Annotated in this window: 29 protein-coding genes; 17 read left to right on the top strand and 12 right to left on the bottom strand. The window is 70.4% G+C overall.

What is annotated here, in order from left to right; genetic code table 11:
• Positions 1–5 precede the first annotated feature (5 nt).
• Genes nhaA through OJ997_RS20695 form a run of 3 tightly spaced genes read left to right on the top strand, consistent with a single transcriptional unit; the run spans position 6 to position 2,926 of the window.
• A complete protein-coding gene (gene nhaA, locus OJ997_RS20705) occupies positions 6–1,097 on the top strand; it encodes a Na+/H+ antiporter NhaA (RefSeq protein ID WP_270027132.1) in 1,092 nt (363 codons plus the stop codon).
• Positions 1,098–1,103: 6 nt separating this feature from the next.
• Positions 1,104–1,868: an MBL fold metallo-hydrolase gene (locus OJ997_RS20700; protein WP_270027131.1), complete on the top strand. Its 765-nt coding sequence runs from the start codon at positions 1,104–1,106 to the stop codon at positions 1,866–1,868.
• A gap of 32 nt (positions 1,869–1,900) precedes the next feature.
• Positions 1,901–2,926 carry an EAL domain-containing protein gene (locus tag OJ997_RS20695; protein ID WP_270027130.1) on the top strand — a complete coding sequence of 342 codons (1,026 nt, stop codon included), beginning with the start codon at positions 1,901–1,903 and terminating at the stop codon, positions 2,924–2,926.
• Here the strand turns inward: OJ997_RS20695 and OJ997_RS20690 are convergent.
• Entirely contained in the window at positions 2,923–3,759 is an 837-nt protein-coding gene (locus OJ997_RS20690) for a hypothetical protein (RefSeq protein WP_270027129.1), read from the bottom strand. The genes OJ997_RS20695 and OJ997_RS20690 overlap by 4 nt on opposite strands.
• A gap of 85 nt (positions 3,760–3,844) precedes the next feature.
• Between OJ997_RS20690 and OJ997_RS20685 the strand changes: the two genes are divergently transcribed.
• From OJ997_RS20685 to OJ997_RS20665, 5 genes are all read left to right on the top strand, one after another.
• The gene (locus OJ997_RS20685; protein WP_270027128.1) at positions 3,845–4,243 is read left to right on the top strand and encodes an Hsp20/alpha crystallin family protein; all 399 of its coding nucleotides are present in this window, start codon (positions 3,845–3,847) and stop codon (positions 4,241–4,243) included.
• Entirely contained in the window at positions 4,240–6,612 is a 2,373-nt protein-coding gene (gene lon, locus OJ997_RS20680; protein ID WP_270027127.1) for an endopeptidase La, read from the top strand. Before OJ997_RS20685 ends, lon begins: the two co-directional genes overlap by 4 nt.
• A 22-nt stretch (positions 6,613–6,634) precedes the next feature.
• The gene (locus tag OJ997_RS20675; protein ID WP_270027126.1) at positions 6,635–7,090 is read left to right on the top strand and encodes a hypothetical protein; all 456 of its coding nucleotides are present in this window, start codon (positions 6,635–6,637) and stop codon (positions 7,088–7,090) included.
• 73 nt (positions 7,091–7,163) lie between these two features.
• Complete coding sequence (locus tag OJ997_RS20670; protein WP_270027125.1) at positions 7,164–8,054, top strand: aldo/keto reductase; 891 nt, start codon at positions 7,164–7,166, stop codon at positions 8,052–8,054.
• Complete coding sequence (locus tag OJ997_RS20665; protein WP_270027124.1) at positions 8,054–8,620, top strand: O-methyltransferase; 567 nt, start codon at positions 8,054–8,056, stop codon at positions 8,618–8,620. The genes OJ997_RS20670 and OJ997_RS20665 overlap by 1 nt, the downstream gene beginning before the upstream one ends.
• Here OJ997_RS20665 and OJ997_RS20660 read toward each other — a convergent pair.
• Positions 8,607–9,530 (bottom strand): AraC family transcriptional regulator, encoded by a 924-nt coding sequence (locus OJ997_RS20660; protein WP_270027123.1) that lies wholly within the window; start codon positions 9,528–9,530, stop codon positions 8,607–8,609. The two genes, OJ997_RS20665 and OJ997_RS20660, sit on opposite strands and share 14 nt — an antisense overlap.
• A gap of 75 nt (positions 9,531–9,605) precedes the next feature.
• On the opposite strand from OJ997_RS20660, the gene OJ997_RS20655 reads away from it, so the two are divergent.
• The gene (locus tag OJ997_RS20655) at positions 9,606–10,403 is read left to right on the top strand and encodes an NAD(P)H-binding protein (RefSeq protein WP_270027122.1); all 798 of its coding nucleotides are present in this window, start codon (positions 9,606–9,608) and stop codon (positions 10,401–10,403) included.
• A gap of 40 nt (positions 10,404–10,443) precedes the next feature.
• Here the strand turns inward: OJ997_RS20655 and OJ997_RS20650 are convergent, their stop codons facing one another.
• The 3 genes from OJ997_RS20650 to OJ997_RS37695 are packed head-to-tail and all read right to left on the bottom strand — an operon-like array spanning position 10,444 to position 12,626.
• On the bottom strand, positions 10,444–10,998 hold the full coding sequence (locus OJ997_RS20650; protein ID WP_270027121.1) for an ester cyclase: 555 nt from the start codon (positions 10,996–10,998) through the stop codon (positions 10,444–10,446).
• 45 nt (positions 10,999–11,043) lie between these two features.
• Positions 11,044–11,442, bottom strand: coding sequence for a PGPGW domain-containing protein (locus tag OJ997_RS20645; protein ID WP_270027120.1), 399 nt, complete (start codon positions 11,440–11,442; stop codon positions 11,044–11,046).
• Positions 11,439–12,626 (bottom strand): M23 family metallopeptidase, encoded by a 1,188-nt coding sequence (locus OJ997_RS37695; RefSeq protein WP_270027119.1) that lies wholly within the window; start codon positions 12,624–12,626, stop codon positions 11,439–11,441. The genes OJ997_RS20645 and OJ997_RS37695 overlap by 4 nt, the downstream gene beginning before the upstream one ends.
• Positions 12,627–12,685: 59 nt before the next feature.
• Between OJ997_RS37695 and OJ997_RS20635 the strand changes: the two genes are divergently transcribed.
• The 3 genes from OJ997_RS20635 (at position 12,686) to OJ997_RS20625 (ending at position 15,335) form a co-directional block, all read left to right on the top strand.
• Positions 12,686–13,630: an ATP-binding cassette domain-containing protein gene (locus OJ997_RS20635; RefSeq protein ID WP_270027118.1), complete on the top strand. Its 945-nt coding sequence runs from the start codon at positions 12,686–12,688 to the stop codon at positions 13,628–13,630.
• A 1-nt stretch (position 13,631) separates the two neighbouring features.
• The gene (locus tag OJ997_RS20630; RefSeq protein ID WP_270027117.1) at positions 13,632–14,384 is read left to right on the top strand and encodes an ABC transporter permease; all 753 of its coding nucleotides are present in this window, start codon (positions 13,632–13,634) and stop codon (positions 14,382–14,384) included.
• 96 nt (positions 14,385–14,480) lie between these two features.
• Positions 14,481–15,335 (top strand): trypsin-like serine peptidase, encoded by an 855-nt coding sequence (locus OJ997_RS20625; RefSeq protein ID WP_270027116.1) that lies wholly within the window; start codon positions 14,481–14,483, stop codon positions 15,333–15,335.
• A gap of 49 nt (positions 15,336–15,384) precedes the next feature.
• On the opposite strand, the gene OJ997_RS20620 is transcribed toward OJ997_RS20625, so the two are convergent.
• Positions 15,385–15,888, bottom strand: a complete 504-nt coding sequence (locus tag OJ997_RS20620) for a cupredoxin domain-containing protein (RefSeq protein ID WP_270027115.1) — start codon at positions 15,886–15,888, stop codon at positions 15,385–15,387.
• A 106-nt stretch (positions 15,889–15,994) separates the two neighbouring features.
• Between OJ997_RS20620 and OJ997_RS20615 the strand changes: the two genes are divergently transcribed.
• Entirely contained in the window at positions 15,995–16,564 is a 570-nt protein-coding gene (locus OJ997_RS20615) for an MBL fold metallo-hydrolase (protein ID WP_270027114.1), read from the top strand.
• Here OJ997_RS20615 and OJ997_RS20610 read toward each other — a convergent pair.
• Genes OJ997_RS20610 through OJ997_RS20590 form a run of 5 tightly spaced genes read right to left on the bottom strand, consistent with a single transcriptional unit; the run spans position 16,530 to position 21,165 of the window.
• On the bottom strand, positions 16,530–17,285 hold the full coding sequence (locus OJ997_RS20610) for an ABC transporter permease (RefSeq protein WP_270027113.1): 756 nt from the start codon (positions 17,283–17,285) through the stop codon (positions 16,530–16,532). The two genes, OJ997_RS20615 and OJ997_RS20610, sit on opposite strands and share 35 nt — an antisense overlap.
• Positions 17,282–18,037: an ABC transporter permease gene (locus OJ997_RS20605; protein WP_270027112.1), complete on the bottom strand. Its 756-nt coding sequence runs from the start codon at positions 18,035–18,037 to the stop codon at positions 17,282–17,284. Before OJ997_RS20605 ends, OJ997_RS20610 begins: the two co-directional genes overlap by 4 nt.
• Entirely contained in the window at positions 18,034–18,783 is a 750-nt protein-coding gene (locus OJ997_RS20600; RefSeq protein ID WP_270027110.1) for an ABC transporter ATP-binding protein, read from the bottom strand. Before OJ997_RS20600 ends, OJ997_RS20605 begins: the two co-directional genes overlap by 4 nt.
• Positions 18,784–19,785 carry an ABC transporter substrate-binding protein gene (locus OJ997_RS20595; protein WP_270027109.1) on the bottom strand — a complete coding sequence of 334 codons (1,002 nt, stop codon included), beginning with the start codon at positions 19,783–19,785 and terminating at the stop codon, positions 18,784–18,786. It abuts the gene before it with no gap.
• A gap of 42 nt (positions 19,786–19,827) precedes the next feature.
• Complete coding sequence (locus OJ997_RS20590; protein WP_270027107.1) at positions 19,828–21,165, bottom strand: glycine--tRNA ligase; 1,338 nt, start codon at positions 21,163–21,165, stop codon at positions 19,828–19,830.
• Positions 21,166–21,203: 38 nt separating this feature from the next.
• Between OJ997_RS20590 and OJ997_RS20585 the strand changes: the two genes are divergently transcribed.
• From OJ997_RS20585 to OJ997_RS20570, 4 genes are all read left to right on the top strand, one after another.
• Positions 21,204–21,548, top strand: a complete 345-nt coding sequence (locus OJ997_RS20585) for an FmdB family zinc ribbon protein (protein WP_270027106.1) — start codon at positions 21,204–21,206, stop codon at positions 21,546–21,548.
• Positions 21,549–21,621: 73 nt separating this feature from the next.
• Positions 21,622–22,536, top strand: coding sequence for a DMT family transporter (locus tag OJ997_RS20580; protein ID WP_270027105.1), 915 nt, complete (start codon positions 21,622–21,624; stop codon positions 22,534–22,536).
• 21 nt (positions 22,537–22,557) lie between these two features.
• Entirely contained in the window at positions 22,558–23,682 is a 1,125-nt protein-coding gene (locus tag OJ997_RS20575) for an acyl-CoA dehydrogenase family protein (protein WP_270027104.1), read from the top strand.
• Complete coding sequence (locus OJ997_RS20570; protein ID WP_270027103.1) at positions 23,679–24,605, top strand: acyl-CoA dehydrogenase family protein; 927 nt, start codon at positions 23,679–23,681, stop codon at positions 24,603–24,605. Before OJ997_RS20575 ends, OJ997_RS20570 begins: the two co-directional genes overlap by 4 nt.
• A gap of 1 nt (position 24,606) precedes the next feature.
• Here the strand turns inward: OJ997_RS20570 and OJ997_RS20565 are convergent, their stop codons facing one another.
• A complete protein-coding gene (locus tag OJ997_RS20565; RefSeq protein WP_270027102.1) occupies positions 24,607–24,762 on the bottom strand; it encodes a hypothetical protein in 156 nt (51 codons plus the stop codon).
• Between the last annotated feature and the right edge of the window lies 1 nt (position 24,763).

The raw sequence follows: 24,763 nt of genomic DNA, 5'->3' as shown, positions 1-24,763 counted from the left end.
GGCTCGTGGTCCGAGCCGTCAAGGAGTTCTTACGCGAGGAGTCGGCGAGTGGGCTCGCGATCCTCGCGGCCACCGTCGTCGCGCTGATCTGGGCCAACGCGGGCCTCGACTACGACGGGTTCTGGAGCACCGAGCTCGGCCCGCTCGACCTGCACCACTGGGTCAACGACGCGCTGATGGCGCTGTTCTTCCTCGTGGTCGGCCTCGAGATCAAGCGTGAGCTCGTCGACGGGCGGCTGCAGAGCCCGCGCACGGCCGCGCTGCCGGCCGTCGCGGCGGTCGGCGGGGTGCTCGCGCCGATCGTCATCTTCGTCGCGCTGATCGGCGGCGGCGAGGGCCTCGACGGCTGGGCGATCGCGTGCGCGACCGACATCGCGTTCGCCGTCGGCCTGGTCACGGTGCTCGGCGACCGCGTGAGCGAGGGCGCGCGCGTCTTCCTGCTGGCGATCGCGATCGTCGACGACATCATCGCGATCGTGATCATCGCCGTCTTCTACGCCGAGGGCGTGTCGGCGTTGTGGCTGCTCGCGGCCGCCGTGCTCGCGATCGCGCTGTGGTGGCAACCGCGCTTGTGGATCCCGCTGGCGATCGCGCTCTGGATCGCCGTGCATGAGTCGGGCATCCACGCGACGATCGCCGGCGTCGTCGTCGGCCTGCTGCTGCCGGTCGCGCGGGGTGAGCACGTGCAGCACGGCCTGCACCCGTGGAGCGCGTTCGTGGTCGTGCCGCTGTTCGCGCTCGCCAACGCCGGGGTCGACTTCGGCGGCGGCGTCCTGAGCGACGCGCTCTCGAGCCGGCTGACGTGGGCGATCGTCGCCGGCCTCGTGGTCGGCAAGCTGCTCGGCATCTCCGGCGCGACGCTCGCGGCGCTGCGGGCCGGCGGCGCGCTGCCGGAGGGCATGCGGCGCTCGGAGCTGGCCGGGATCGCCGCGACGGCGGGCATCGGCTTCACCGTCTCGCTGTTCATCGCCGAGCTCGCGTTCGACGATCGGGCGCTCGTGGACAGCGCCAAGGTCGGCATCTTCGCCGGCTCTGTGATCAGCGGCATCCTCGGTGTGCTGGCGCTCGCTGTAGCCTCTCGGCGCAGGAGGGTCTGACAGAAGGTGCGCATCACGGTCCTGGGCAAGTCCCCGGCCTGGCAGGACGCCGACGGCGCCTGCTCGGGCTATCTCGTCGAAGGCGGCGGGCAGTCCGTGCTGCTCGACTGCGGCCCGGGCGTGTTCGCCAAGCTGCGCACGCGCCTCCCGTACGAGCGGGTCGACGCGGTGGTCATCACCCACCTGCACGCCGACCACGTGATGGACCTCGTGCCCTTCGCGTCCGGCATCCGCTACCGGCCGTGGGAGGGCGCCGCGCCGCGCCCGAAGCTGTACGCGCCGCCTGGGGCGCGGGAGGTCTTCGCGCGCCTGTGCGAGGGCGGCAGCATGAGCGCCGACCACATCGAGCTGGCGTTCGACCTGACGATCTACGACCCCGCGGCGGCGCTGACGCTCGGCGGGCTCGGCGTGCGCTTCCAGCCCGTCCCGCACTACATCCCGGCCAACGCGGTCGAGTTCTCGGACGGCGGCGCGCGGTTCACCTTCGGCGCCGACTGCGGTCCGAGTGAAGACCTGGTCGCGTTCGCCGCCGGCACCGACGTGCTGATGGTCGAGGCGACGCTGCTCGAGCCCGAGCCGCCGGACGACCGCGGGCACCTGACGCCCTTCGAGGCCGGCGAGCACGCGGCGGCCGCCGGCGCGAAACGGCTGGTGTTGACGCACTTCGCCGAGGAGGCCGGCCCGGACTGGGTCATCTCCGAGGCCGCGCGGGCCTACGACGGGCCGATCGAGCCGGCCCGCGAAGGTCTGATCTTCACCGTCGGAAAGTAAAGATTCGCTTACCTGCGGCCGATGAGGTGGTTGTGACCTCTGCCACGGCCGCCATGGACGGCGTGCGACTGCTGTCGCACCGCCCGTCCGTCCTCTACAAGGTCGAGCACCTCGCCACGGAACCCGCGGCGGGGGACATCGCCGTGGAGGGGCTGCTGCTGGCCGGGCCGGGCTGGGACGAGCGCCTGCGGACGCTGATCAAGGCGCTGTCGGTCTCCGAGCGCGCGTGCCTGTTCGCGATCCGCCTCGCGGACGAGCAGAGCCTCCCGGTGCCCGCCGAGACGCTGCTGGACCGCACCCGCACCGACTGGTTCCCGGAGTTCCTCTCGCACGGCCGGATGCGGCCGCACTTCCAGCCGATCGTCGACCTGACGACCGGGCTGGCCTACGGCCGCGAGGCGCTGATGCGCGGGATGCTCGGCGCGGTCGAGCTGCGCGGCGGCGAGCTGCTCGCGGCCGCCGAGGCCCACGACGCGCTCTTCTCCTTCGACTACCGCGCCCGCACCGCGGCGCTCGAGGTCGGGCTGCCGCTGCTGCCGCCCGGCGAGATCCTCTTCGTCAACGTCGACCCGCGTGCGTCGCTCGACGTCGAGTCGACGATGCGCACCACGTGGCCCGTCGTCGGCCGGCTCAACGCCGACCCGTCCCGCATCTGCCTCGAGCTGGTCAAGCCCGAGCGCTGCCTGGACCGCGACCTGCTGCTCGCGATCACGACCGAGCACCGCAAGCGCGGCGCGCTCGTGGCGCTGGACGACCTCTCCGGCGGCCCGGACTCGCTCGCCTGCCTGGAGCTGATCAAGCCCGACGTGGCCAAGATCGACACCGCGCTGACCTCCGGCATCCAGCACTCCGTCGGCCGCCGCGCGCTCGTGAAGGCGCTCGTGGAGTGCGCGCACGAGCTGGGCGCGAAGGTCGTCGCCGAGGGCGTCGAGCGCGTCGACGAGTTCCGCGCGATGGCCGAGCTGGGCGTCGACCTCGGCCAGGGCTTCTACTTCGGCCAGCCGACCGAGAAGCCGATGGCGGTCGACACCCGCCTCGTGCGTCCTTCCGCGTACTAGCGCAGCGTGATGACGACGCCGGGGTAGCCGGCGACCGTGAGCCGCAGCGACTGCGGCTTCTTCTTGAGCGCCGCACGCGCCGCCTTCGTGAGCTTGAGCGTGAGCTTCCCGCTCTTCTTCGAGCCGACCGTCACGCGGCCGGAGCCGTAGCTCTTGCCCGCCCGCGTGAGCGAGACGCGCAGCGAGCACGTCTTCGGCAGCGGGCAGCGCGCGGTCATGGTCAGCGCGCCGACCTTCGACGCGCGCGGGCGCTTCGGGATGCTCAGGAAATCACGGGTCGTGTAGCGCGTGGCCTCGTCGCCGAGGATGCCGATCTCGCCGAGCGGCATCGGGGTCGGCGTGGGCGTCGGAGTCGGGCGGTCGTGGGGCTGCTGCACGGTCGGCGTCGGGGAGGGCGTCGCGGTCTCCTCCGGCGTGACCGTCGCCTCCGGGGTCGGCGTCGGCGTGGGCGTCACGTCGGGGTTGTCGAACGTGATCGACATCCCGTAGGTGAAGCTGCGGTTGCCGTCGGTGTCGGTGACGTGGACGTCGACATCGCGCTCACCGCTGGGGTACTTGGTCGTGTCGATCGAGAGCTTCGCCGTGCACGCGCCGTCGTCGCCACACGTGGTGAACAGCGCGGTCGCGGCCTGCTTGCCGTCGATCGCCGCGACGGCCTCCCCCAAGCCGTTGTCGTCCGTGGCCGTCACCGGAACGGTCACCGTGCCGCTCGCGGGGCTCGTGAACGCGACCGACTTGATGACGGGTGGCTGCGAGCTCAGCTCCTCCGCGTGGATGGGCGCGACGAGCACGAAGAATGGGAGCAGGGCAAGAGCCGCCAACGACCGGAGCATCCGGGCACCGTACAGGGATCAGCGCCCGTTAGCCTTGGACATTCGTATGGCTCAGGAGCGAGATCTCTTTGCGAACTTCGAACGAATGCGCCGTCAGATGGACGAGCTCTTCGATCGTGGCTTCGCGCCGCAGCGACGTGGCGGCTTCTCGCCGGCCGTCGACGTGTACTACGCGAGCGACCCGCCGCGGGCGATCGTGCGCGCCGACCTGGCGGGCATCGACCCGGGCCAGGTCTCGCTCGAGGTGCAGGGCCGTGAGCTGCTCCTGTCGGGCCAGCGGGAGCCGGACACGCCGTCCGACGACCGCGTGTACCAGCAGATGGAGATCGAGCGCGGGCCGTTCCGGCGCGTCGTCGCGCTCGGCGCCGACGTGGACGCCGACGCCGCCGACGCCACCTACGAGGACGGCATCCTCACCGTCGAGCTGCCGTTGAGCCGCCCGTCGAATCCCCGCACCGTCCCGATCCGCGGGACGGAGCGGTGAGCGCCACCGAGGACGAGCTCCCCCAGGGCCTCCCCGACCGGCTGCCGGTGCTGCCGCTCCGGGACACGGTCACCTACCCGGACACCCTGACGCCGCTGGCCGTCGGCCAGGAGCGCTCGATCCAGCTCGTCAACGACGTGCTGGCGGGCGACCGCACGCTCGTGATGCTCGGCTCCAAGGACCCGGACCTGGACACGCCCGGCCCGGACGAGCTGCACACGGTCGGCGTGGCCGGCACCGTCGCGCGGATGCTCAAGGTCCCGGACGGGTCGCTGCGGATCCTCGTCCAGGCGGGCCAGCGCGTGAAGATCGAGTCCTGGGAGGGCGAGGAGCCCTACCTGGTGGCGAAGGTCTCCGAGCTGCCCGACGTGGTCGAGGAAGGCCCGGAGCTGACCGCGCTGATGCGCAACGTCCAGCAGACGTTCACACGCATCATCGACGAGGTCCCGTACCTGCCCGAAGAGCTGCAGATGGCGGTCGCGAACGTCGAGGAGCCGTCCTCGCTCGCGCATTTGATCGCCGGCGCGCTGCGGATCAAGGTCGAGGAGAAGCAGGCGCTGCTGGAGGAGGTCGACGTCGGCAAGCGCCTGCGGATGCTGACCGAGGTCCTGGCTCGCGAGCTCGACATCGTCGCCATCGGCTCCAAGATCCAGAACCAGGTCATGTCGGAGATGGAGAGCTCGCAGCGCGAGTACGTGCTCCGGCAGCAGCTGAAGGCGATCCAGGAGGAGCTGGGGGAGAAGGACCCGGCGGAGGCCGAGGTCGACGACCTGCGCGGCCAGCTCGCCGAGCTCGCGCTGCCCGAGGACGTGCGCAAGCAGGCCGACCGCGAGCTCTCGCGGCTGGAGAAGCTCCCGCAGGCGGCCGCCGAGCACGGCGTCATCCGCACCTACCTGGAGTGGATCGCGTCGCTGCCGTGGGGCGTGCACACCGACGACAACCTCGTGATCGCGCACGCTCGTGAGGTGCTCGACGAGGACCACTACGACATCGCCAAGGTCAAGGAGCGGATTCTCGAGTTCCTGGCGGTGCGCAAGCTCAAGCCCGACGCCACCGGCTCCTCGATCATGTGCTTCGTCGGCCCGCCCGGCGTCGGCAAGACGTCGCTGGGCAAGTCGATCGCGCGGGCGATGGGTCGCAAGTTCGAGCGCATCAGCGCCGGCGGCGTGCGCGACGAGGCCGAGATCCGCGGCCACCGGCGCACCTACATCGGCGCGATGCCGGGCACGATCATCCGCGCGCTGCGCGACGCGGGCGCCGCCAACCCGCTGTTCATGATCGACGAGATCGACAAGATGGGCGCGGACTACCGGGGCGACCCCGCGTCGGCGATGCTCGAGGTGCTCGACCCCGAGCAGAACTCGACGTTCCGCGACCACTACCTCGACGTCCCGTTCGACCTGTCGGGCGTGCTGTTCATCACGACGGCGAACACGCTGGACACGATCCCGGGCCCGCTGCGCGACCGGATGGAGATCATCCAGCTCGCGGGCTACACCGAGGAGGAGAAGCTCCAGATCGCCAAGCGCTACCTGGTGCCGCGCCAGATCGACCGCTCCGGCTTGAAGAAATCGCAGGTGGCGTTCTCGGACACGGGGCTGAAGGCGATCATCAGCGAGTACACGCGGGAGGCCGGGGTGCGCGGGCTCGAGCGCGAGATCGCGTCGGTCTGCCGCAAGGTCGCGCTCAGCGTCGCCGAGGGCAAGCACGCCAAGAAGGTCTCGGTGAGCGCGCCCAAGGTCCGGGAGCTGCTCGGGCGCCCGCGCTTCACCCCCGACGTCAAGCGGCGCACGCAGCCGGCGGGCGTGGCCACGGGCCTCGCGTGGACGCCGGTCGGCGGCGACGTGCTGTTCGTCGAGGCGACCGCGATGCCCGGCAAGGGCAAGTTGACGATCACCGGTCAGCTGGGCGACGTCATGCGGGAGTCCGCGCAGGCGGCGATGTCCTACGTGCGCGGGCACGCCGACGCGCTGCCCGACGGCTGGTTCGCCGAGCACGACGTGCACATCCACGTGCCGGCGGGCGCGATCCCGAAGGACGGACCGTCGGCCGGGATCACGATGGCGACGGCGCTGATGTCGCTCGTCAGCGGGTCTCCGGTGCGCGACGACGTGGCGATGACGGGCGAGCTGACGCTGACCGGCCAGGTGCTGCCGATCGGCGGCCTGAAGGAGAAAGCGCTGGCCGCGCAGCGGGCGGGCGTCAAGCGCGTGCTGGCGCCCAGTCGCAACGAGCGGGACGCCGAGGACTTCCCTCCGGCGCTGCTGGAGAACCTGGAATTCGTGTGGGTGAGTGAGATCGGCGATGTGTTCGACGCCGCACTCGTAAACGGCCGGGCGGGGTATGCTCGGCCCCAAGACTTCAGTTAGAAAGCGAGGCAAGCGAGGAGCCATGGCGAACAAGAAGGTCAAGAAGGCCGGGCAGGCTGCCCAGTCGGCCCGCTCCAACCCGTACGTCCAGCGGCTCATCGACGACGAGGATCTGCGGCAGAGCCTCGTCACGAGCTTCGAGTCCGCTCGTGACGCGTACGGACGGCTGAGCAACGGCAAGAGCCCTGCGAAGCAGCTCTTCGAGGACAAGAAGCTGCAGAAGCACATCCGCGAGACGGCCGGCGGCGTGCGTGATGCAAGCGTGGCCCTCTACGAGGCGCCCAAGAAGCAGAAGAGCGGCGGCGGCTTCGGTCGTGTCCTCCTGCTCGGCGTCGTCGGCGGCGCGGTCGCGCTCGCCCTCTCCGAGGGGCTGCGCAAGAAGGTCCTCGACGCGCTGTTCGGGGCCGAGGAGGAGTTCGAGTACACCTCGACCACCTCGTCGCCGTCGAGCACTCCGACCGCGGGCACCGCGGCGTAGACAGCGTCAAGAAACGAGTGTTGTAAGCGGGCGCCCATCGGGCGCCCGCTTTCGTTTCGTACGCTTGTCGCTAATGGCTCTCGACGTCTACGGACTCTGCCTGGGTGGCAACGTGTTCGGCTGGACCGCGGATCGCGACGAGTCGTGGGCCGTGCTGGACGCCTACGTGGAGGCCGGTGGCAACTTCATCGACACCGCCGACACGTACATGCGCCCGAACATGGGCATCTCGGAGACGATCATCGGCGAGTGGACGGCGGCGCGCGGCAACCGCGACCAGCTCGTCCTCGCCACCAAGGTCGGGTCGGACGGCGGGCTGTCGGCGGAGAACATCGCGGCGCACGTCGACGCGTCCCTGGCACGGCTGCAGACCGATCGCATCGACCTCTACTACGCCCACAAGGACGACGGCTCGGTGGCGGTCGAGGAGACCGTCCGCGCGTTCGACCGGACGGTGCGTGACGGGAAGGTCCTCAACGTGGCGGCGTCCAACGTGCCGCCGGACCGGCTCGTGGAGTCGCTGGAGCTGGCCGAGCGCGAAGGCCTCGCGCCGTACGTGTGGCTGCAGCCGCACTACCACCTGATGGAGCGCGAGGGCTACGAGCGCGACTACGCGCCGATCGTGGCTTCCCGCGGCCTCGCGGTCGCGCCGTACTACGCGCTCGCCGCAGGCTTTCTGACCGGCAAGTACCGCAACGCGTCCGCCGAGGGCGTGGCCCGCGAGGGCATGGTCTCCAAGTACCTGTCCGATCCGCGCGGCGAGCACGTGCTGGACGCGCTGGACGAGATCGCGCTCACGCGCGGCGTCACGGTCGGCGCGGTGGCGATCGAGTGGCTCCGCTCCAAGCCCGGCATCGTCGCCCCGATCGCGAGCGCCCGCACGGTCGAGCAGCTGCGCGGCATCCTCCCGTCCTTCACGCTCGATCCGAGCGAAGTCGCCAAACTCGACGAGGTCTCCGCCTGATGGACGCGAATCGCCAAGCTTTCCTGGACGAGCTCTACGCGCACGGCCGCGACGTGCCCGAGGCCCTGCGCAACGTCGAGCCGGAGGCCGCCGAGCTGCTGGGCGTGCTCGTCCGCACGCTGGGGGCGCGCCGTGTGCTGGAAGTCGGCACCTCGAACGGCTACTCGACGATCTGGCTCGGCGACGCCGCCGAGGCCGTCGGCGGCACGGTCCTCAGCCTCGACATCGACGCCGACCGCACCGCGCTCGCGCAGAAGAACCTCATCGAGGCCGAGGTCGACCGCTGCGTCGAGGTCCGCACGCAGAACGCCGCCGAGGCGCTCGCGGCCTTCGAGGACGGCTCGTTCGACCTGATCTTCCTCGACGCCGAGCGCCGCGAGTACGCGTCCTACTGGCCGGACCTCGTGCGCGTGCTGCGCGACCGCGGCCTGCTCGTCGTCGCCAACACGCTCTCCAACGCCAAGGAGCTCGTCGAGTTCTCCGAGCTCGTCTACTCGGCCGAGGGCGTCACGTCGACGCTGCTGACCGTCGGCGCGGGCGTGCTGCTGATCGTCAAGTCCCCGTAGCCGTTCGATACTGCTGCGGGGAGATGCCCCGCAGCCGCTTGAAGGCCGTGGAGAGCGCGAACGACGAGCCGTAACCGACCTGCGGGGCGACGGAGCCGACCGTCGCGCCCGGCTCGAGCAGCAGGTCGGCGGCGAGCGCGATCCGCCAGCCCGTGAGGAACGCCATCGGCGGCTCGCCCACGAGGTCGTTGAAGCGGCGGGCGAGCGCGGCGCGGGAGACGCCGATGCGGTGCGCGAGCTCCTGGATCGTCCACGGGTGCGCGGGCTCGGAGTGGAGCATCCGGATCGCCGGGCCGACGACCGGGTCGGCGTACGCGCGGTACCAGCCCGGGGCTTCGGGGCGGGCGAAGTACGCGCGCAGGACGGCGATCAGGATCAGGTCGAGCAGGCGGTCCAGCACGGCTTCCTGGCCCTGCTCGTCCTTGACGATCTCGTCGGCCAACAGCGCGATCAGCGGCGAGTCCAGGCGCTGGACGAGCAGCGGCGGGAGCGCGCGCAGCAGGCGGGAGGAGATCTCGCCGGCGGACTCGTAGACACCGGTCATCAGCACGGCGGCGCCGTCCGCGGCGTTGCCCCAGGTGCGCGTGCCGAGCGCCCACGCGAGCTTGAGCTCCTGGCCGTCGGGCGTCTTGCACTCCTGGCCGGGATGGACGATGGCCTGGACGGGCGTCCCGGTGGCGTCGGCGATCGTGTAGGGCCGCGGGCCACGCGCGACGGCCACGTCGCCCGGCTCGAGGCGGATCGGCTCGTCGCCGTCGCCGAAGATCAGCGCCGCGCCGCGCACGACCGAGATGACCGCGATCGGCGACTCGTCCTGGATGCGCACGGACCACGGACCGTCGAACGCGAGCTTCAGCAGGAACGCGCCGCGGGCGCGAGGTCCGTCGAGCAGGCCAGCGATCGCGTCCATGCCGTGGACGATGACGCATGGATACGCGCACTTCAACTATGGATCGTCCAGCGCCAGGCCGGTTCAATCCGGTCCATGACCACGCTGATCACCGGCGCCACCGGCAAGACCGGCACGCGCATCATCGAGCGTCTCACCGCCGCGGGCGTCGCCGTCCGCCCCGCCTCCCGCGCCACCGGATTCGACTGGGAGGACCGCTCCACCTGGGCCGCCGCGCTCGCGGGCGCCGACGCCGCCTACCTCGCCTACTACCCCGACCTCGCGATGCCGGGCGCGGCGGACATCCTCGGCGCGTTCGCCCGTCAGGCGGAGGCGGCGGGCGTCGGCCGGCTCGTGCTGCTGTCCGGTCGCGGCGAGCCGGAGGCCCAGCGCGCGGAGCAGGAGGTGGCGGGCGCGGGCGTGCCGTGGACGATCGTCCGCTGCTCCTGGTTCGCGCAGAACTTCAGCGAGAGCTTCATGCTCGACGGCGTCCTGAGCGGCGACGTGGCGCTGCCGGCCGGCGACACGCCCGAGCCGTTCGTCGACGCCGAGGACATCGCCGACGTCGCGTTCGCCGCCCTGACCGAACACGGCCACGCCGGCCAGGTCTACGAGCTCACCGGCCCGCGTGCGCTGCGCATGGACGAGGCCGTGGCGGAGCTGGCCGCGGCGACCGGCCGCGAGCTGCGCTTCACCCGCATCACGCCCGAGCAGTACCGCGCCGCGGCGCCGCCCGAGCTCGCCGACTTCGTCGTCTTCCTGTTCACCGAGCTGCTCGACGGCCGCAACGCCCAGCCCCAGGACGGCGTCCGCCGCGCGCTCGGCCGCGCGCCGCGCGACTTCGGTGAGTTCGCCCGCCGCACGGCCGCGACGGGCGTCTGGGCGACAACCTAAAGACCCAAGGCCTTAACTTAAACGTCCTGGACGTTTAAGTTCAGGCCTGCCACGGCGCCGTGCCGCGGTCGACCGCGCGCTGGGTGCGGCGCTTGGCCAGCGCCATGCCGACGAGGTACGGCGGCTTGGGCGGGACCCAGCCGAGCTGGACCGCCATGCCGAGGTCGTCGCGCACCGCCCGGTGCTCGAGCGCGAGGCCGTCGCGGATGGTGAACCAGTGCGACTGGAAGATCGTCGCCTCGCGCCCCGTCGGCGGGAAGGCGTCCTTGACCCGGCCGGCCGGGTCGAAGAACGCGAAGTCGCCCGTGTGGTGGACGGTCACCGCGCACCGGAAGGCGACGAGCTCGCCGTCGGTCACGACGTCCAGCGGCTCGATCTCGAAGCGCGAGAAGGCCGCGCGCAGCCAGGCGCGGGTGGCGAGCAGCCCGCGCGGGCCGCGCGCTCGGCACTCCAGCGGCTCGTTGTGGGCCTCGTGGTTGACGTGGTCGGGTGAGACGACCCGCTCGGCGTCGGCGAGCGTGACCGACTCGGCGGTGATGAGCTCGAAGTTGGCGAGCGCGATGTCAGTGGGACTGCTGGTGAGGGGCGACGTCATGTCCCGCAAGACGCCGCCGCGGCGCCCGCGCTTCCCGCCCGCCGCTCAGAGCCAGTCGCCGATGACGGGCACCCAGCCGGGAATGCCCCACACCAGCACGGCCGCGGCGATCGCGCCGACGGCCAGGACGGTCGCGACCGCGACCACGATCCGCTGCGTCTTCGTGGTCTCCTTCGCGCTCTGCTTGGCCTTCTCGGCCTGCTCGAGCGCGACTTCGAGCAGCCGGGCGGCCCAGGCGAACTCCAGCGAGAGGATCGCGAGGCCGATCGGGATGACGGCCAGCGCCGGGCCGGGCAGGACCATCATCGCGATGCCCGCGAGCAGGACCGTGAAGCCGACGATGACGAAGCCGACGCGCACGATCTTCGAGCGGTCGCGGTGGGTCTCACGTTGGTCGCGCAGGCGCTCGATCAGCGACGGCTTGGCGGCGTTCTCGTCGCTCATTGCTCCTCGATGAAATCACGGACCTCGACGAGCGCTCCCGGACGTTCGGCCGTGTCGGGCCGGGACGTCGCGCCGGCCCGCTTCTGCCAGGCGACCAGGAACGCGTTCGGGTCCACGGCGTCGCCGCCGTTGGGGTGGATCTCGAAATGGACGTGGGGTGGGGTCGGCTCCGCGTCGCCGGTGTTGCCGACGTAGCCGAGCACCTCGCCCGCCTCGACGCGGCGGCCGTTGACGGCGTTGGCGGAGAACGCGGACAGGTGCGCGTAGAAGAACTGGTCGCCGCTGTCGGCGTAGACCCACAGGCGGTTGCCGGAGATCGGCAGCGTGCCGACGTTGGCCAGCTCGCCGTCGGCCACGGCGACGACGGGCGTGCCGAAGTCGGCGAAGATGTCGTTGCCCTCGTGCGGGCGACCCGTGCTCGCGCGCGGCGCGCCGAACGGGCCGCCGATGTCCGCCGGCCCGCCGACCGGGAACACGAAGGCGGTGCCCATCAACCGCTGGCGCCACGTCCGCTTGGGCTTGCTGGGCTTCGGGGTGGCCGTCGCCTTCGGCGTGGCGGTGGGGGTGGGCGACGCGGTCGGTGTGGCCGTCGCATCCGGGTCGGGCGTGGACGAGCCACCGCTGCCGGAGGCGCTCGCGGACACGTCGGCCACGACGACCTTCGTCCCCGCGGGGATGCCGTCGACCTCGGTCGTCAGCTCGACGATCAGCCCGGCGCCGCCCTTGTTGGCCGTGATCCGGCCTTCGAGGAATTGGTAGGTCTTCGTGCCCTTGACCTCGTCGATCTCCTCGTCGCCGAAGGTCAGCCCGCGGACGGTGCCGCTGTATTTGACCTTCCCGCCGGTCGTCACCGCCTTGCGTGAGACGATCGAGGCGGTCACGAGGCCGCCGAAGAGCTCGAGGTCGTCGGCTTCCGCCTGCGCTTCCGCGGAGAGCGTCGAGACCGACGTGGAGACGGATACGAAGCCGTCGCCGAGCACGATCCCGTCCGGCGTGTCGGCGGGCACGCTGCTGGACGCCGAGTCCTCGCCGGAGGAGCGCACACGCGCCACGCGGCCGAGGTCGCCGGTGATCACCGCGGCGGTCGCGGTGGCCTTCGCGCTGCCCTGCGCGGGCGCCGACGCGACGGCGACGCCGGCCGCGATCGCGACACCCAGCAACGCGATCAGATAGCGAACCGGCACCCAAAGAGTGTGCCAGACCGTACTCCTTGGCCGACCGGGCTCCGGTACGGTCCGCCGCTGTGCCGGACCCAGCGATCATCGCGGAGGGGTTGCAGAAGTCCTACGGCAAGGTGCACGCGCTGCGTGGCGTGGACCTGCGTGCCGAGGCCGGGTCCGTGCTGGGCCTGCTCGGGCCCAACGGGGCCGGGAAGACAACCGCCGTCCGCATCCTCACCACCCTCCTCGAGGCCGACTCGGGCTCCGCGCGCGTCGCCGGGCTCGACGTCAAGGCCGACGCGAAGGCGCTCCGGGGCCAGATCGGCCTCGCCGGCCAGTACGCGGCCGTCGACGAGAACCTGACGGGCTTCGAGAACCTCGACATGGTCGGGCGCCTCTACCACCTCGGCAAGCCGACCGCGCGTGAGCGCGCGAACGAGCTGCTCGAGCGCTTCGAGCTCACGGACGCCGCCGACCGTCCCGCCAAGACGTACTCCGGCGGCATGCGGCGCCGGCTGGACCTGGCGGCCGCGCTCGTCGCCCACCCGCCGGTCGTGTTCCTCGACGAGCCCACGACGGGGCTGGACCCGCGCTCGCGGATCGGCCTGTGGGAGACGATCGAGGCGCGAGTGGCCGAGGGCACCACGGTGCTGCTGACGACGCAGTACCTGGACGAGGCCGACCGGCTCGCGGATCGGATCGCGGTGATCGACCACGGGCTGGTGATCGCGGAGGGCACGAGCGACGAGCTCAAGGCGCGCATGGGCGGCGAGCGGCTCGAGGTCAAGCTGCGCGACACCGGGGACGAGGCCAAGGCCGTCGAGGCGCTCAGGGGCATCTGCGAGGACGTCCACGCCGAGTTCCCGCTCGTCACCGTGCCGGGACACGTCCCGATCGCCGACGCCGTGCGCGCGCTCGACGACGCGGACGTGACGATCGACGACATCGCCGTCCGGCGGCCCACGCTCGACGACGTGTTCCTCTCTCTCACCGGCAAGCCCGCCGAGGAGGTGACCGACGATGAGTGAGATGGTCGCCGACGCGCTGGTGATCCTCAAGCGCAACCTGATCAAGTTCCGCCGCCAGCCCGAGATGCTGATCGGTTACACGGTGCAGCCCATCATGTTCGTGCTGCTGTTCGTGTACGTGTTCGGCGGTTCGATCCAGACCGGGATGGACTACGAGGACTTCCTGATCCCAGGCATCATCGTCCAGAACATCACCTTCGGCGGCGCGCTGACCGCCGTGGGCCTGGTGGAGGACCTCAACAAGGGCCTCATCGACCGCTTCCGCTCGCTCCCCATGGCGCGCTCCGCGGTGCTCGCGGGCCGCACCCTCGCCGACATGGTCGTGAACCTGTTCGGCGTGATCATCATCATCGCCGTCGGCCTGGTGGTGGGCTTCCGCTTCAACTCGAGCGTGCCCGAGGTCGCCTACGGCATCGTCCTGCTGCTGCTGTTCGGCTACGCGTTCAGCTGGATCTTCGCACTCGTCGGTCTGTATTCCACGAGCGCTGAGAGCGCGCAGCAGATCGGGTTCACCGTCATCTTCCCGCTCACGTTCATCTCGTCCGCGTTCGTGCCGGTGGAGAACATGCCAGGGGCGCTGGAGGCGTTCGCGAAAGTGAACCCGTTCACCATCACCGTGGACGCGATGCGCCATCTCTTCGTCGGCACTCCAGCGGGCAATTCCGTGTGGTTGGCGACGGTGTGGTCGATCGGTCTGGTCGTCGTCTTCGCGCCGCTGGCTGTACTGAAATACCGTCGCGTTTCCGCGCGCTAGTCTGGACTCGTCACTTAAATCACGTGCTCGTGCAGGGGTGCTTGAGCGCGTGGAGACGGGAGGCAGTTCGTTTTGCGACGTTTCACTACGCCGGCGGTGCTGGCATGCCTTTTGCTGACCGCGTCCTCCGCTGAGGCACGCGTCGAGTCCAAGGAGGTCAGCCAGTCGGCGAGCTCGGTGGCCAACTACTGGACACCCGAGCGGATGCAGGCGGCCAAGCCGGCCGAGCAGCGGTTCGGGGGAGCCGCCGCCAGGACCGAAGCCGAGGCCGCCCCGCTGCCGTGGACCTCCGCGGAGGTCACGACGCCCTACACGCAGGCGCCGACATCGACGCACGGCAAGGTGTTCTTCACGCTCGGCGGCGGCGACTACGTGTGCTCCGGCACCGCGCTGCTCAGCGGCAACAAGTCCGTGGTCTGGACCGCGGGCCACTGCGTCAACGAAGGCCCCGGCGCCTTCGCCACCAACTGGGAGTTCGTGCCCGCCTACAAGGACGGCTCGGCCCCGCTCGGCGTCTACGTCGCCGAGAACCTCTTCACCACGTCCGGCTGGGGCAACTCGGGTGACTTCAGCTACGACCTGGGCGCGGCGGTCGTCGCACCCGCGGGCGGCACCGCGTTGACCGACCGCGTCGGCGGGCGCGGGATCGCGTTCAACTACAGCCGTTCGCAGACCTACAACTCCTACGGCTATCCGGCCGCCCCGCCGTTTAGCGGCGAGCGCCTGTGGCGCTGCAACTCGACGTTGCAGACGCAGGACACCGGAGCCAACCCGGCCACGCTCGGCATCGGCTGCGACATGACCGGCGGCTCCTCGGGCGGCGGCTGGATCGTCGGCTCGAGCGTGTACAGCGTCAACTCCTACGGCTACGACAACCAGCCGAACGTGATGTACGGCCCCTACCAGGGCTCGGTCGCGCAGTCGCTCTACAACGCGGCCTCCGCGGGCTAGGGCCGCGCCAACCCGGCGGGCGCGGCTTCGTCGCGCCCGCCGGCCTGCGCTAGGAGACCTTGATCTCGCCCAGCATCCAGGGGTGGATCACGCACACGAACGCGAGCGTCGTGCCCTTCTTGGCGGTGACCTTGAACGTCACCTTGCCCTTGGGCGCGAGGAAGATCGAGTCGCCGGCGGCGTCGAAGCCGTCCGCGCCTGCCTCGACGAGCTCCTTGCCGACCTCCATCGTCTCCGGGTTGGCCTCGTGCGCCTCCATCAGCGGACCGCAGGCCTCGCAGCCCATGATCTGGGCGGGCGTCTTGGGCAGCTTCTTGATCAGCGACAGCGTGTGCGGCTGCTTCTCGGTGGACTTGTCGCGCAGCGTGACGGTCGCGCCGGACTTGACGGTGTACTTGTCCGCGTCCCAGCGCTGATCGTCCTGGACGTAGGCGTTGGACTTGACGTTCATGCCGCCGATGGCGGTGATCGTGTTCGCCTTGGGAGCGGCGAGGGCGGGCGCGGCGAGGGCGAGCGTGCCCAGCGCGGCCAGCGCAGTGATGCGACGGATCATGGGCGCCATCCAAGTCGCGCCGCGGCCCGCGTGCATCAGGGATTCCCCTAGTCGTAGGGCGAAAGGCGGATCGAAAGCGGGCGGGGTCGATCTTACGGTTGACGCCATGCTCAACGGACTTCGACCCACACGTGGCGAGCCGCTTCCGTTCGCCGACACCATCCACATGCGCTCGTTCACGCTCGCGAACGGCTTCGTCGTCTACGCCGCGCCCGGCGCGGAAGGCGCCGCCGCCCCCGCGCAGTACCTCAACCACTGGCACGAGGCCGGCTTCGGCACGGGCTTCGCCGACGCGCCGCTCCACATCCACGCGGACGACGCGAAGTGGGTCGAGCGCCCCGTCACCACGTTCTCGGGGCGTCAGACGGTGGACGACGACTTCGAGCTCATCCCGATCCCGGGGCACACGCCGGGTGCCACCGCGTTCCTGTGGAACGGGTACCTGTTCACCGGCGACTCGATCATCCTCGACGGCGACGAGTGGCGAGCGGCCGTGCTCGGCGACAGCGACCGGGCCGCCTACATCGACAGCCTGGAGCTGCTGAAGACGGTCGAGTTCGACGTGCTCGTGCCGTGGGCGTCGAGCGCCGACGGCCCGTGGCACAGCGACGCCGCCGACCGGGTCGCCCGGCTGGACGCGATCATCGAGCGGCTACGGCGCGGCGAGGACCGCTAGCGGCCTGCTCCCAGCGCAGCAGCAGCGCGTTGACCACGAACGCGATGACCACGAGGGTGGCGACGATCCCGTACATGCGCGGCATGTCGTGCAGCGTGATCGCCTCCACGAGCTCGTAGCCGAAGCCGGCGCGGGAGGCGAACATCTCACCCAGGATCACGCCGAGCAGCGTGAGGCTGAAGCCGAGCCGCAGCCCGGTCAGCAGGGACGGGTAGATGCTCGGGAAGATCACCTGCTTGAAGGTCTGCGTGCGACTCAGCCGCAGCGAGCGCGCGACCTTCAGGTGCACGACGTTCACCTCGCGGGTCGCGTTCATGGCGATGATCAGGATCGGGAAGATCCCGTGGAACATCCCGAAGGCGACCTTCGAGCCCAGCCCGAAGCCGAACACCGTCAGGAAGATCGGGAACAGCGTCACCTTCGGGATCGAGTAGACGCTCAGCGTCACGGGCTCGAGGACCTTGCCCCAGAAGCGGGTGAGGCCGAGCGTGACGCCGATCCACAGCCCGGCGGCCGCGGCGATCAGGAAGCCGACGAACGCCGCGAGGAGCGTCGCGCCGAGGCTGTCGAAGAACCAGTCGCGGTCGAGCGCCGCGAACGCGTCGGCGGGCGTGGCGATGTAGAAGTCGCCGGCGAGCATCGCGCTGACCTGCCAGAGCGCCAGCAGCACGAGCGGGATCGCGGCCTGGCCGATCAGGATCGTCGTGCGCTGCGCGGTCATCCCTGCCGCCCGTAGAGCTTGCGCTCGAGCGCGAGCAGCCCCGAGTTGAGCGCGACGGCGAACACGAGGATCAGCAGGATCGCCGCGTACATGTTCTGGATCGCGAAGTTGTTGTAGGAGAAGCCGACGAAGAAGCCGACGCCCTTCTCGGCCTGGATGAACTCGCTCGCGATCACGCCGATCACCGTGTAGGAGGCGGCGAGCTTGAAGCCCGTGAAGATGTGCGGCGTCGCGGCCGGGAAGTAGATGCGGGTGAACATCCGCCAGCTCGACAGGCGCAGGCTGCGGCCGACCTTGACCAGGACGGGCGGCACCGCGTCCAGCCCGATCACGGTCTGCAGCACGATCGCCACCACCGCCCAGGCCCAGGCGATGATGATCACCGGCATCGAGCCGAGCCCGAAGATCGCGATGAACAGCGGGTAGAAGGCGAAGATCGGGATCGCGTAGTAGGTCGTCAGGTACGGCTGCAGGATCCGGCGCGTCGTCTCCAGCCGCCACAGCGCGACGCCGAGCGGGAGGCCGGTCACCACCGCGAGCGCGCCCGCGGCGACGATCGACGTCAGCGTGCGCAGGATGTGGTCCGCGAGCGTGCCGTCCTTCAGCAGCAGCCACAGCTGCCACACCATCTCGCTCAGCGGCACGAGCGCGATCGGGTTCACGAGGCCGAGCCGCGGGATGATCTCGATCAGCGCGAGGAACGCGAGGACCAGCCCCCAGCGCGTCGCGCGGACCCGTCGCGCCTCGCTCACCGGCCGCGCTCCCCCGCCAGCGCGCGCATCGACTCCTCGCGCAGGAGCTCCCACAGCTCGCCGGACAGCCGGCCGAACTCGGGGTCGGAGACGATCGTCGAGTCGCGCGGGCGCGGCAACGGGTTGACCACGACCTGCTTGATCGTGCCCGGCCGCGCGGTCATCACCACGATGCGGTCGGAGAGCAGCAGCGCCTCGTCGAACGAGTGCGTGATGAACAGGACGGTCGCGTTCGTGGCCTCGCGGATGCGGCTGAGCTCCTCGCCGAGGATCAACCGCGTCTGCTCGTCCAGCGCGCCGAACGGCTCGTCCATCAGGATGATCTTCGGCTCCATCACGAGCGTGCGGGCGATCGCGACGCGCTGGCGCATGCCGCCCGACAGCTCCGTCGGATAGCGGTCCTCGAACCCGCCCAGGCCGACCAGCTCGATCATGTCCCGCGCGCGGGTGAGCCGCTCCGCCTTGCCGACGCCCGTCATCTCCAGCCCGAACGCGACGTTCTCGACCACGGTCCGCCACGGGAACGCCGACTCCTGCTGGAAGACGATCCCTGGCATCCCGCTGACGTCGATCCGGCCGGCGGTGGGCTCGATCAGCCCGCCGACGATCTCCATCAGCGTGCTCTTGCCGCACCCGGACGGGCCGACGATCGAGACGAACTCGCCTTCGTCGACCGCGAGCGACACGTCGCGGACGGCCTCCACGTCGCCGAAGGTCTTGGACAGGTGCTCCACGGTGAGGACCATTCAGCCTCCTGGCAGCTGGATCCGTTGATCGGGCGGGATGAAGTCCTGGACGACGAGCTCGTCCCAGTCGATCCGCTGGCCGCCGGGCAGCAGGTCGATCAGCCGCATCTCCTCCTCGACGGTCTGCAGCGCCTCCGGGCTGTCGAGCCCGACGACCCAGTGCTCGGCCGGGTCGACCAGGTCGAGGGCCTTGCGCGCGCTCTCGGGCTCGATCTCGGCCTCCTTCGCCCACGCCTCGGCGACCGCGTCGGGGTCGCGCTTGAGGAACTCGATCCCGTCCGCGCGCGCCTGGATCGTCTTCTGCACGAGCGAGCGGTCCTCCTCGAGCACCCCCGGCCCGCTGATGATCACGGTCGAGAGGAACTCGGGCACGTAGTCGGAGGCCTTGAAGACGATCTTCCACTCCTCCTCGGCCTGCTCGGAGAACACGGGCTCGAGGATCGCGGCGGCGTCGATGTCACCGGTCTTGAGCGCGGTCAGGCCCTCGGTGAGCCCGCCCATCGTGCGCGTCTCGACGTTGTCGAGGCCGACGCCGGAGCGCTCGAGGGACAGCGCCAGCAGGCCCTGGGTCACGCTGCCCGGGCTCGTGTAGCCGACCGTCTTGCCCTTGAGGTCCTCGATCGAGTCCAGCGGCTCGTCCGGCCGTGTGACCCAGAACGTGTCCCGGCTGGAGGCCACGCCGCCACCGACGATCCGGATGTCCGCGCCGGCCATGAACGCGGACACGGCCGCAGTCGTCGCGACCTCACCGATCGGCAGCCCGCCGCTGACCACGTTGCGCACGGTCGTCCCGCCGCCCTCGGAGCCGACGATCTGCTTGACCTCGAGCCCGTTCTTCGCGAACAGCTTCTGGTCCTGCGCGGCGATCCAGGGCGGCGAGTACAGCAGCGCGGGGTGGTTGGTGACGGTGACGTCACCGCCCTCGGCGCCCTCGGTCAGCCCGGAGTCACCGCAACCGGCGACGACCAGCGCAAGGGCGACTGCTCCTCCCAGCCGCTTCATGCATGGCTCATCCCCAGGGTGGGGCTGAGCCATGCACGCAATCTACGCGTTGATCTTGGCCTCGAGCAGGTCGGCGAGCCCCGCGACCGGGACGCGCTCCTGGGAGAGCGAGTCGCGGTCGCGCAGCGTCACCGTGTCGTCCTCGAACGTCTGGTGGTCGACGGTGATGCCGTACGGCGTGCCGATCTCGTCCTGGCGGCGGTAGCGCTTGCCGATGTTGCCGCCGTCGTCGTACTCGGTGGACATCCGCTTGCGCAGGGCCTCGTAGATCTCGCGCGCCTTCTCGGGGTGGCCGTCCTTGCGCAGGAGCGGGAGCACCGCGACCTTGATCGGCGCCATCGACGGGTGCAGGCGCAGCACGGTGCGCTTCTCGCCGCCGATCTCGTCCTCGTCATAGGCCTCGCAGAGCAGCGCAAGCATCGTGCGGCCGAGGCCTGCGGCGGGCTCGATCACGTGCGGCAGGTAGCCCTTGCCGGTCTGCGGGTCCTTCCACTCGAGCTTCTGGCGCGAGTGCTCGGCGTGCTGGGTGAGGTCGTAGTTGCCGCGGTTGGCGACGCCCTCGAGCTCGGACCAGCCGATCGGGTACAGGTACTCGACGTCGCTCGTGCCGGACGAGTAGAAGCTGAGCTCGTCGGCCTCGTGCGGGCGCAGGCGCAGGCGCTCCGGGTTGATGCCGAGCTTGACGTACCAGTTCAGGCGCTCCTGGCACCAGTACTCGTACCACTGCTCGGCCTCCTCCGGCGGGACGAAGAACTCCATCTCCATCTGCTCGAACTCGAGCGTGCGGAAGATGAAGTTGCCGGGGGTGATCTCGTTGCGGAACGACTTGCCGATCTGCGCGATGCCGAACGGCGGCTTCTTGCGCGCGTAGCTCAGCGTCTGCTTGAAGTCGAGGAAGATGCCCTGCGCGGTCTCGGGGCGCAGGTAGACGGTCGAGCTCTCGTCCTGGACGGGCCCGATGTTCGTCTCGAACATGAGGTTGAACGCGCGCGGCTCCGTGAGGTCGCCGCCGCACTGCGGGCACTTGACCGCCGCGGGGTCCTCACCGTTCTCGACGGCGGCCTCCTGCAGGTGGTCCAGGCGCCAGCGCTTCTTGCACTTGCCGAGGCACTGCACGAGTGGATCGCTGAAGCCCGAGAGGTGCCCGGAGGCCTCCCACGTCTTCGGGTGCTGGATGATCGCCGAGTCCAGGGCGACGATGTCGTCGCGCTCCTGGATCATCGCCTTCCACCACGCATCCGAGACGTTCCGCTTGAGCAGAACGCCGTAGTGCCCGTAGTCGTACGTGTTGGCGATGCCGCCGTAGATCTCGGAGGCGGGGAAGATCAGGCCACGCCGCTTGCAGAGCGCGACGACCTCGTCCATGGTGGCTGCGGGCATAGACCGGCATCTTAGGGCGGCTAAACTCGCCTACCCCGATGCCGATTTACGAGTACCGCTGCGAGAACGGTCACAACTTCGACGTGATGCAGAAGATGACCGATGGTCCGGTCACGGAGTGCGAGGTCTGCGGCGCGCCGGTCCAGCGCGTCTTCCACCCCGTCGCCGTGCACTTCAAGGGCTCCGGCTTCTACAACACGGACTACGGCACGGCCAAGCGCAACCGCCAGTCGGCCGCTTCCGCCGACTCGGGCGCCGACAAGCACGACGCCAAGCAGGCCGAGAAGAAGTCGTCCTCCTCGGACAGCTCGTCCTCGTCGTCGAGCTCGTCCTCTTCGTCTGACTCCTCGTCGTCCTCGTCGACGACCAAGTCAGACGCATAAGCGTTTCTGATCGCCTCCCGCACGGATCTTCATTTGCGCTAAGGGCTGGGCGCCGCGAGACTGACCGGCGTCCATGTCTGCACGCCACGTCACGCTGCTCGCCGCCCTGTCCGCCATCTGGGGCGGCTCCTACCTGCTGATCAAGTACGCGCTCGAGGGCTTCTCGGCCGCGATGATCGTGTCCATGCGGTGCCTGCTGGCGTCGCTCGTGCTGTTCGTGGTGCTGCGCGTCACCGGGCAGGCGTCCCGCGCCTGGGCGGATGTGCGCTCGCGTCCGTGGTGGGCGCTGATCCTGAGCGTGACCGCGGTGGCCGCGCCGTTCCTGCTCATCACCTACGGCGAGCACGTGGTGCCGTCGGGCCTCACGGCCGTGCTCATCTCGCCCGCCTCGCTGTTCATCGCGCTGCTCGCGCCGTTCCTGCTGCCGTCGGAGAAGATCGACCGCCGCCAGGGCATCGGCATGCTGCTGGGCCTCGCGGGCGTGGTGCTGATCGTCGGCGTCGAGTCCGTGCACTCGCTCAAGGAGTTCCTCGGGGCGATGGCGATGATCGGCGCGGCCTTCTTCTACGGGCTCTCGAACTTCGTCGTGAAGGGCAAGTACGGCGGGCTGGCCGCGGTGCAGACGTCGTGGATCAGCGTGACCTTCGCGGGGCTGCTGACGCTGCCGATCGGGATCGCGACGACGCCCGGGCACACGCCGGACGTGGGCGCCGTCGCCGCGCTCGTGGTGCTCGGCGTGCTCGGCACCGCGCTGGCGTTCGTCATCTACTACGAGCTGATCGGGGCGATCGGCGCGGCCCGGGCGGCGCTGGTCTCGTACCTGGCGCCCGGCGTGGCGCTGTTCTACGGCGCGATCTTCCTCGACGAGACGATCACGGTCGCGTCCGTGGTCGGCCTGGTGGCGATCCTCGGCGGCGTGGCGATCGCGTCACGGGCGAAGAAGGTCAAGGCCCCGGCGGCGACGCCGGCCATGGCGCGCGCTTCCTGACAGCGTGTTAGTTTCCGCCGCGTGGACCTGACGCTTTCGCCGGCGGAGGAGGAGTTCCGCGACACGCTGCGCGCGTGGATCGCCGACAACCATCCGGGCAAGGAGCCGGAGGGCGACGAAGCGTCGTTCGCCTTCCGGCGTGACTGGCAGCAGAAGCTGAACGAGCGCGGCTGGGCCGGGCTCACGTGGCCTGAGGAATACGGCGGGGCCGGCGCGACCCAGATCGAGCAGGCGATCCTGTTCGAGGAGTTCGCCCGCTCGCGCGCGCCGCAGATGGCGAACGTGCTCGGGCTGACGATGGGCGGGCCGACCGTGATCGCGCACGGGACGGACGAGCAGAAGGCGCGCTTTCTCTCGCCCATCTTGAGCGCCGACGAGATGTGGTGCCAGGGCTTTTCGGAGCCCGAGTCGGGTTCGGATCTGGCGTCGTTGAAGACGCGCGCCGTGCTCGACGGCGACGCGTACGTGGTCACCGGCCAGAAGGTGTGGACGACGTTCGCGCATCACTCCAAGTGGTGCATGCTGCTCGCGCGCACGAACGCCGAAGCCCCGAAGCACCGCGGGCTCACGTACTTCCTGATGGACATGGAGCAGCCGGGCGTCGAGATCCGGCCGCTGGTGCAGATCACCGGCGAGGCCGAGTTCAACGAGCTGTTCATCGAAGAGGCGCGGATCCCGGTCGAGAACGTCGTCGGCGGGGTCGACAACGGCTGGCGCGTGGCGATCACGACGTTGATGCACGAGCGGGCCGGGCTGGCGTTCGCGCTGCAGGCGCGGGTGCAGGTCGCCTTGGGTGAGCTGGCGGACGAGCTGCGCGGGACGACCGACCCGCTGATCCGGCAGCGGTTCGCGCAGGTCGCGATCGAGGCGCAGGTGCTGCGGCTGCTCGCCTTCCGCGGGCTGACGAGCACGATGAAGGGCGGCGAGCCCGGGCCCGAGGGGTCGCTCGGCAAGTGGCTGTGGGCGGACATCAACCAGGCGCTCACGACCCTGGCGATGGACGCGCGCGGCCCGGCCGCGCAGCTGGTCGACGACACCTGGACCTATCGCTTCCTCCGCGCCCGGGCCAACTCGATCGAGGGCGGGACCACCGAGATCCTGAAGAACATCGTCGCCGAGCGAGTGCTGGGGTTGCCGCGCGCATGAACTTCGACCTGACGGAAGACCAGCGCGAGATCCAGCGCACCGCCCGCGAGTGGCTGGCCTCGCGCTATCCGATCGCTCGCGTGCGGGAGATCGCCCTGGACGGCGGCTCCGACGCGACCTGGGACGAGATCGACGAGCTGGGCTGGCCCGAGATCGCGGACTTCGGCATGGTCGAGCTGGCGGTCGTCGCCGAGCAGCTCGGGTTCTCGCTGGCGCCGACGCCGCTGGCCTCGCACTGGGCCGCACGGCTCCTGCACCCCGAGTTGGAAGGGCGCGGGACGGTCGCGATGTGGGACGGCGAGGACGGCGCGAAGCTCGCGGTCCCGGCGGCGGACGTGGCCGACACGATCATCGTGCAGCGCGGCGACCAGGTGTTCGCGGTGCCGGCCGCGGAGGCGTCGATCGAGCCGGCGAACGCGCTGGATCCGACGCGGCCGCTGTTCACCGTGCGCGCTTCCGGCGGCGAGGAGATCACCGGCGATCACCTCGCGCGGGCATGGCACGCGATCTACGTGGCCGCCGCCGCGGAGTCCGTCGGCGTCGCGGCGCGGGTGACGGCCATGTCGGTCGAGTACGCCAAGGAACGCAAGCAGTTCGGCCGCCCGATCGGCAGCTACCAGGCCGTCTCCCACGCCTGCGCGCAGATGTTCCTCGAGACCGAGGGCGCGCGGAACGTCGTCCTGTGGGCGGCCTGGGCGCTGGACAACGACCCCGACGCCGCGTTCATGGCCGCCAACGCCGCCAAGGCCTACGCCAGCGACGCGGCCGTCAACGTCTGCCGCTCGTCGATGCAGGTCCACGGCGGCATCGGCTTCACCTGGGAGCACGACCTGCACCTGTTCTTCAAGCGCGCCGAGGCGAACGCGCGGGCCTTCGGTGACTCGACCTGGCACCGCGAGCAGGTCGCGGCGACGTACCTCTAGCTCAACCCCAGTTCACGATGGCGACGAGGGTCGCCGTCATGAACGCGATCCACGCGTACGACTCGGCCAGCTCGCGGTACTGACGCCGCCGCACGCGCCAGGCCGTGAGCCCGAGCATGACGAGGGCAAGGGCGATGCTGGGTCCGACGATCTGCATC

This window comes from Solirubrobacter phytolaccae, from assembly GCF_027587195.1.
GTDB classification, from domain to species: domain Bacteria; phylum Actinomycetota; class Thermoleophilia; order Solirubrobacterales; family Solirubrobacteraceae; genus Solirubrobacter; species Solirubrobacter phytolaccae.
Note: the sequence above shows the minus strand (reverse complement) of the source record. Positions and strands in the feature narration are given on the sequence as shown.

Bases quoted from the DNA above. Each gene is read 5' to 3' on its own strand.
- OJ997_RS20645 (WP_270027120.1), bottom strand. From the start codon at position 11,442: ATGAGCGACGAGAACGCCGCCAAGCCGTCGCTGATCGAGCGCCTGCGC.
- OJ997_RS20630 (WP_270027117.1), top strand. From the start codon at position 13,632: ATGGTCGCCGACGCGCTGGTGATCCTCAAGCGCAACCTGATCAAGTTC.
- OJ997_RS20655 (WP_270027122.1), top strand. From the start codon at position 9,606: ATGACCACGCTGATCACCGGCGCCACCGGCAAGACCGGCACGCGCATC.
- OJ997_RS20620 (WP_270027115.1), bottom strand. From the start codon at position 15,888: ATGATCCGTCGCATCACTGCGCTGGCCGCGCTGGGCACGCTCGCCCTC.
- OJ997_RS20685 (WP_270027128.1), top strand. From the start codon at position 3,845: ATGCGCCGTCAGATGGACGAGCTCTTCGATCGTGGCTTCGCGCCGCAG.
- OJ997_RS20665 (WP_270027124.1), top strand. From the start codon at position 8,054: ATGGACGCGAATCGCCAAGCTTTCCTGGACGAGCTCTACGCGCACGGC.
- OJ997_RS20675 (WP_270027126.1), top strand. From the start codon at position 6,635: ATGGCGAACAAGAAGGTCAAGAAGGCCGGGCAGGCTGCCCAGTCGGCC.
- OJ997_RS20615 (WP_270027114.1), top strand. From the start codon at position 15,995: ATGCTCAACGGACTTCGACCCACACGTGGCGAGCCGCTTCCGTTCGCC.
- OJ997_RS20585 (WP_270027106.1), top strand. From the start codon at position 21,204: ATGCCGATTTACGAGTACCGCTGCGAGAACGGTCACAACTTCGACGTG.
- OJ997_RS20600 (WP_270027110.1), bottom strand. From the start codon at position 18,783: ATGGTCCTCACCGTGGAGCACCTGTCCAAGACCTTCGGCGACGTGGAG.
- OJ997_RS20580 (WP_270027105.1), top strand. From the start codon at position 21,622: ATGTCTGCACGCCACGTCACGCTGCTCGCCGCCCTGTCCGCCATCTGG.
- OJ997_RS20565 (WP_270027102.1), bottom strand. From the start codon at position 24,762: ATGCAGATCGTCGGACCCAGCATCGCCCTTGCCCTCGTCATGCTCGGG.
- OJ997_RS20670 (WP_270027125.1), top strand. From the start codon at position 7,164: ATGGCTCTCGACGTCTACGGACTCTGCCTGGGTGGCAACGTGTTCGGC.
- OJ997_RS20610 (WP_270027113.1), bottom strand. From the start codon at position 17,285: ATGACCGCGCAGCGCACGACGATCCTGATCGGCCAGGCCGCGATCCCG.
- OJ997_RS20590 (WP_270027107.1), bottom strand. From the start codon at position 21,165: ATGCCCGCAGCCACCATGGACGAGGTCGTCGCGCTCTGCAAGCGGCGT.
- OJ997_RS20660 (WP_270027123.1), bottom strand. From the start codon at position 9,530: ATGGACGCGATCGCTGGCCTGCTCGACGGACCTCGCGCCCGCGGCGCG.
- OJ997_RS20595 (WP_270027109.1), bottom strand. From the start codon at position 19,785: ATGAAGCGGCTGGGAGGAGCAGTCGCCCTTGCGCTGGTCGTCGCCGGT.
- OJ997_RS20570 (WP_270027103.1), top strand. From the start codon at position 23,679: ATGAACTTCGACCTGACGGAAGACCAGCGCGAGATCCAGCGCACCGCC.
- OJ997_RS20690 (WP_270027129.1), bottom strand. From the start codon at position 3,759: ATGCTCCGGTCGTTGGCGGCTCTTGCCCTGCTCCCATTCTTCGTGCTC.
- OJ997_RS20650 (WP_270027121.1), bottom strand. From the start codon at position 10,998: ATGACGTCGCCCCTCACCAGCAGTCCCACTGACATCGCGCTCGCCAAC.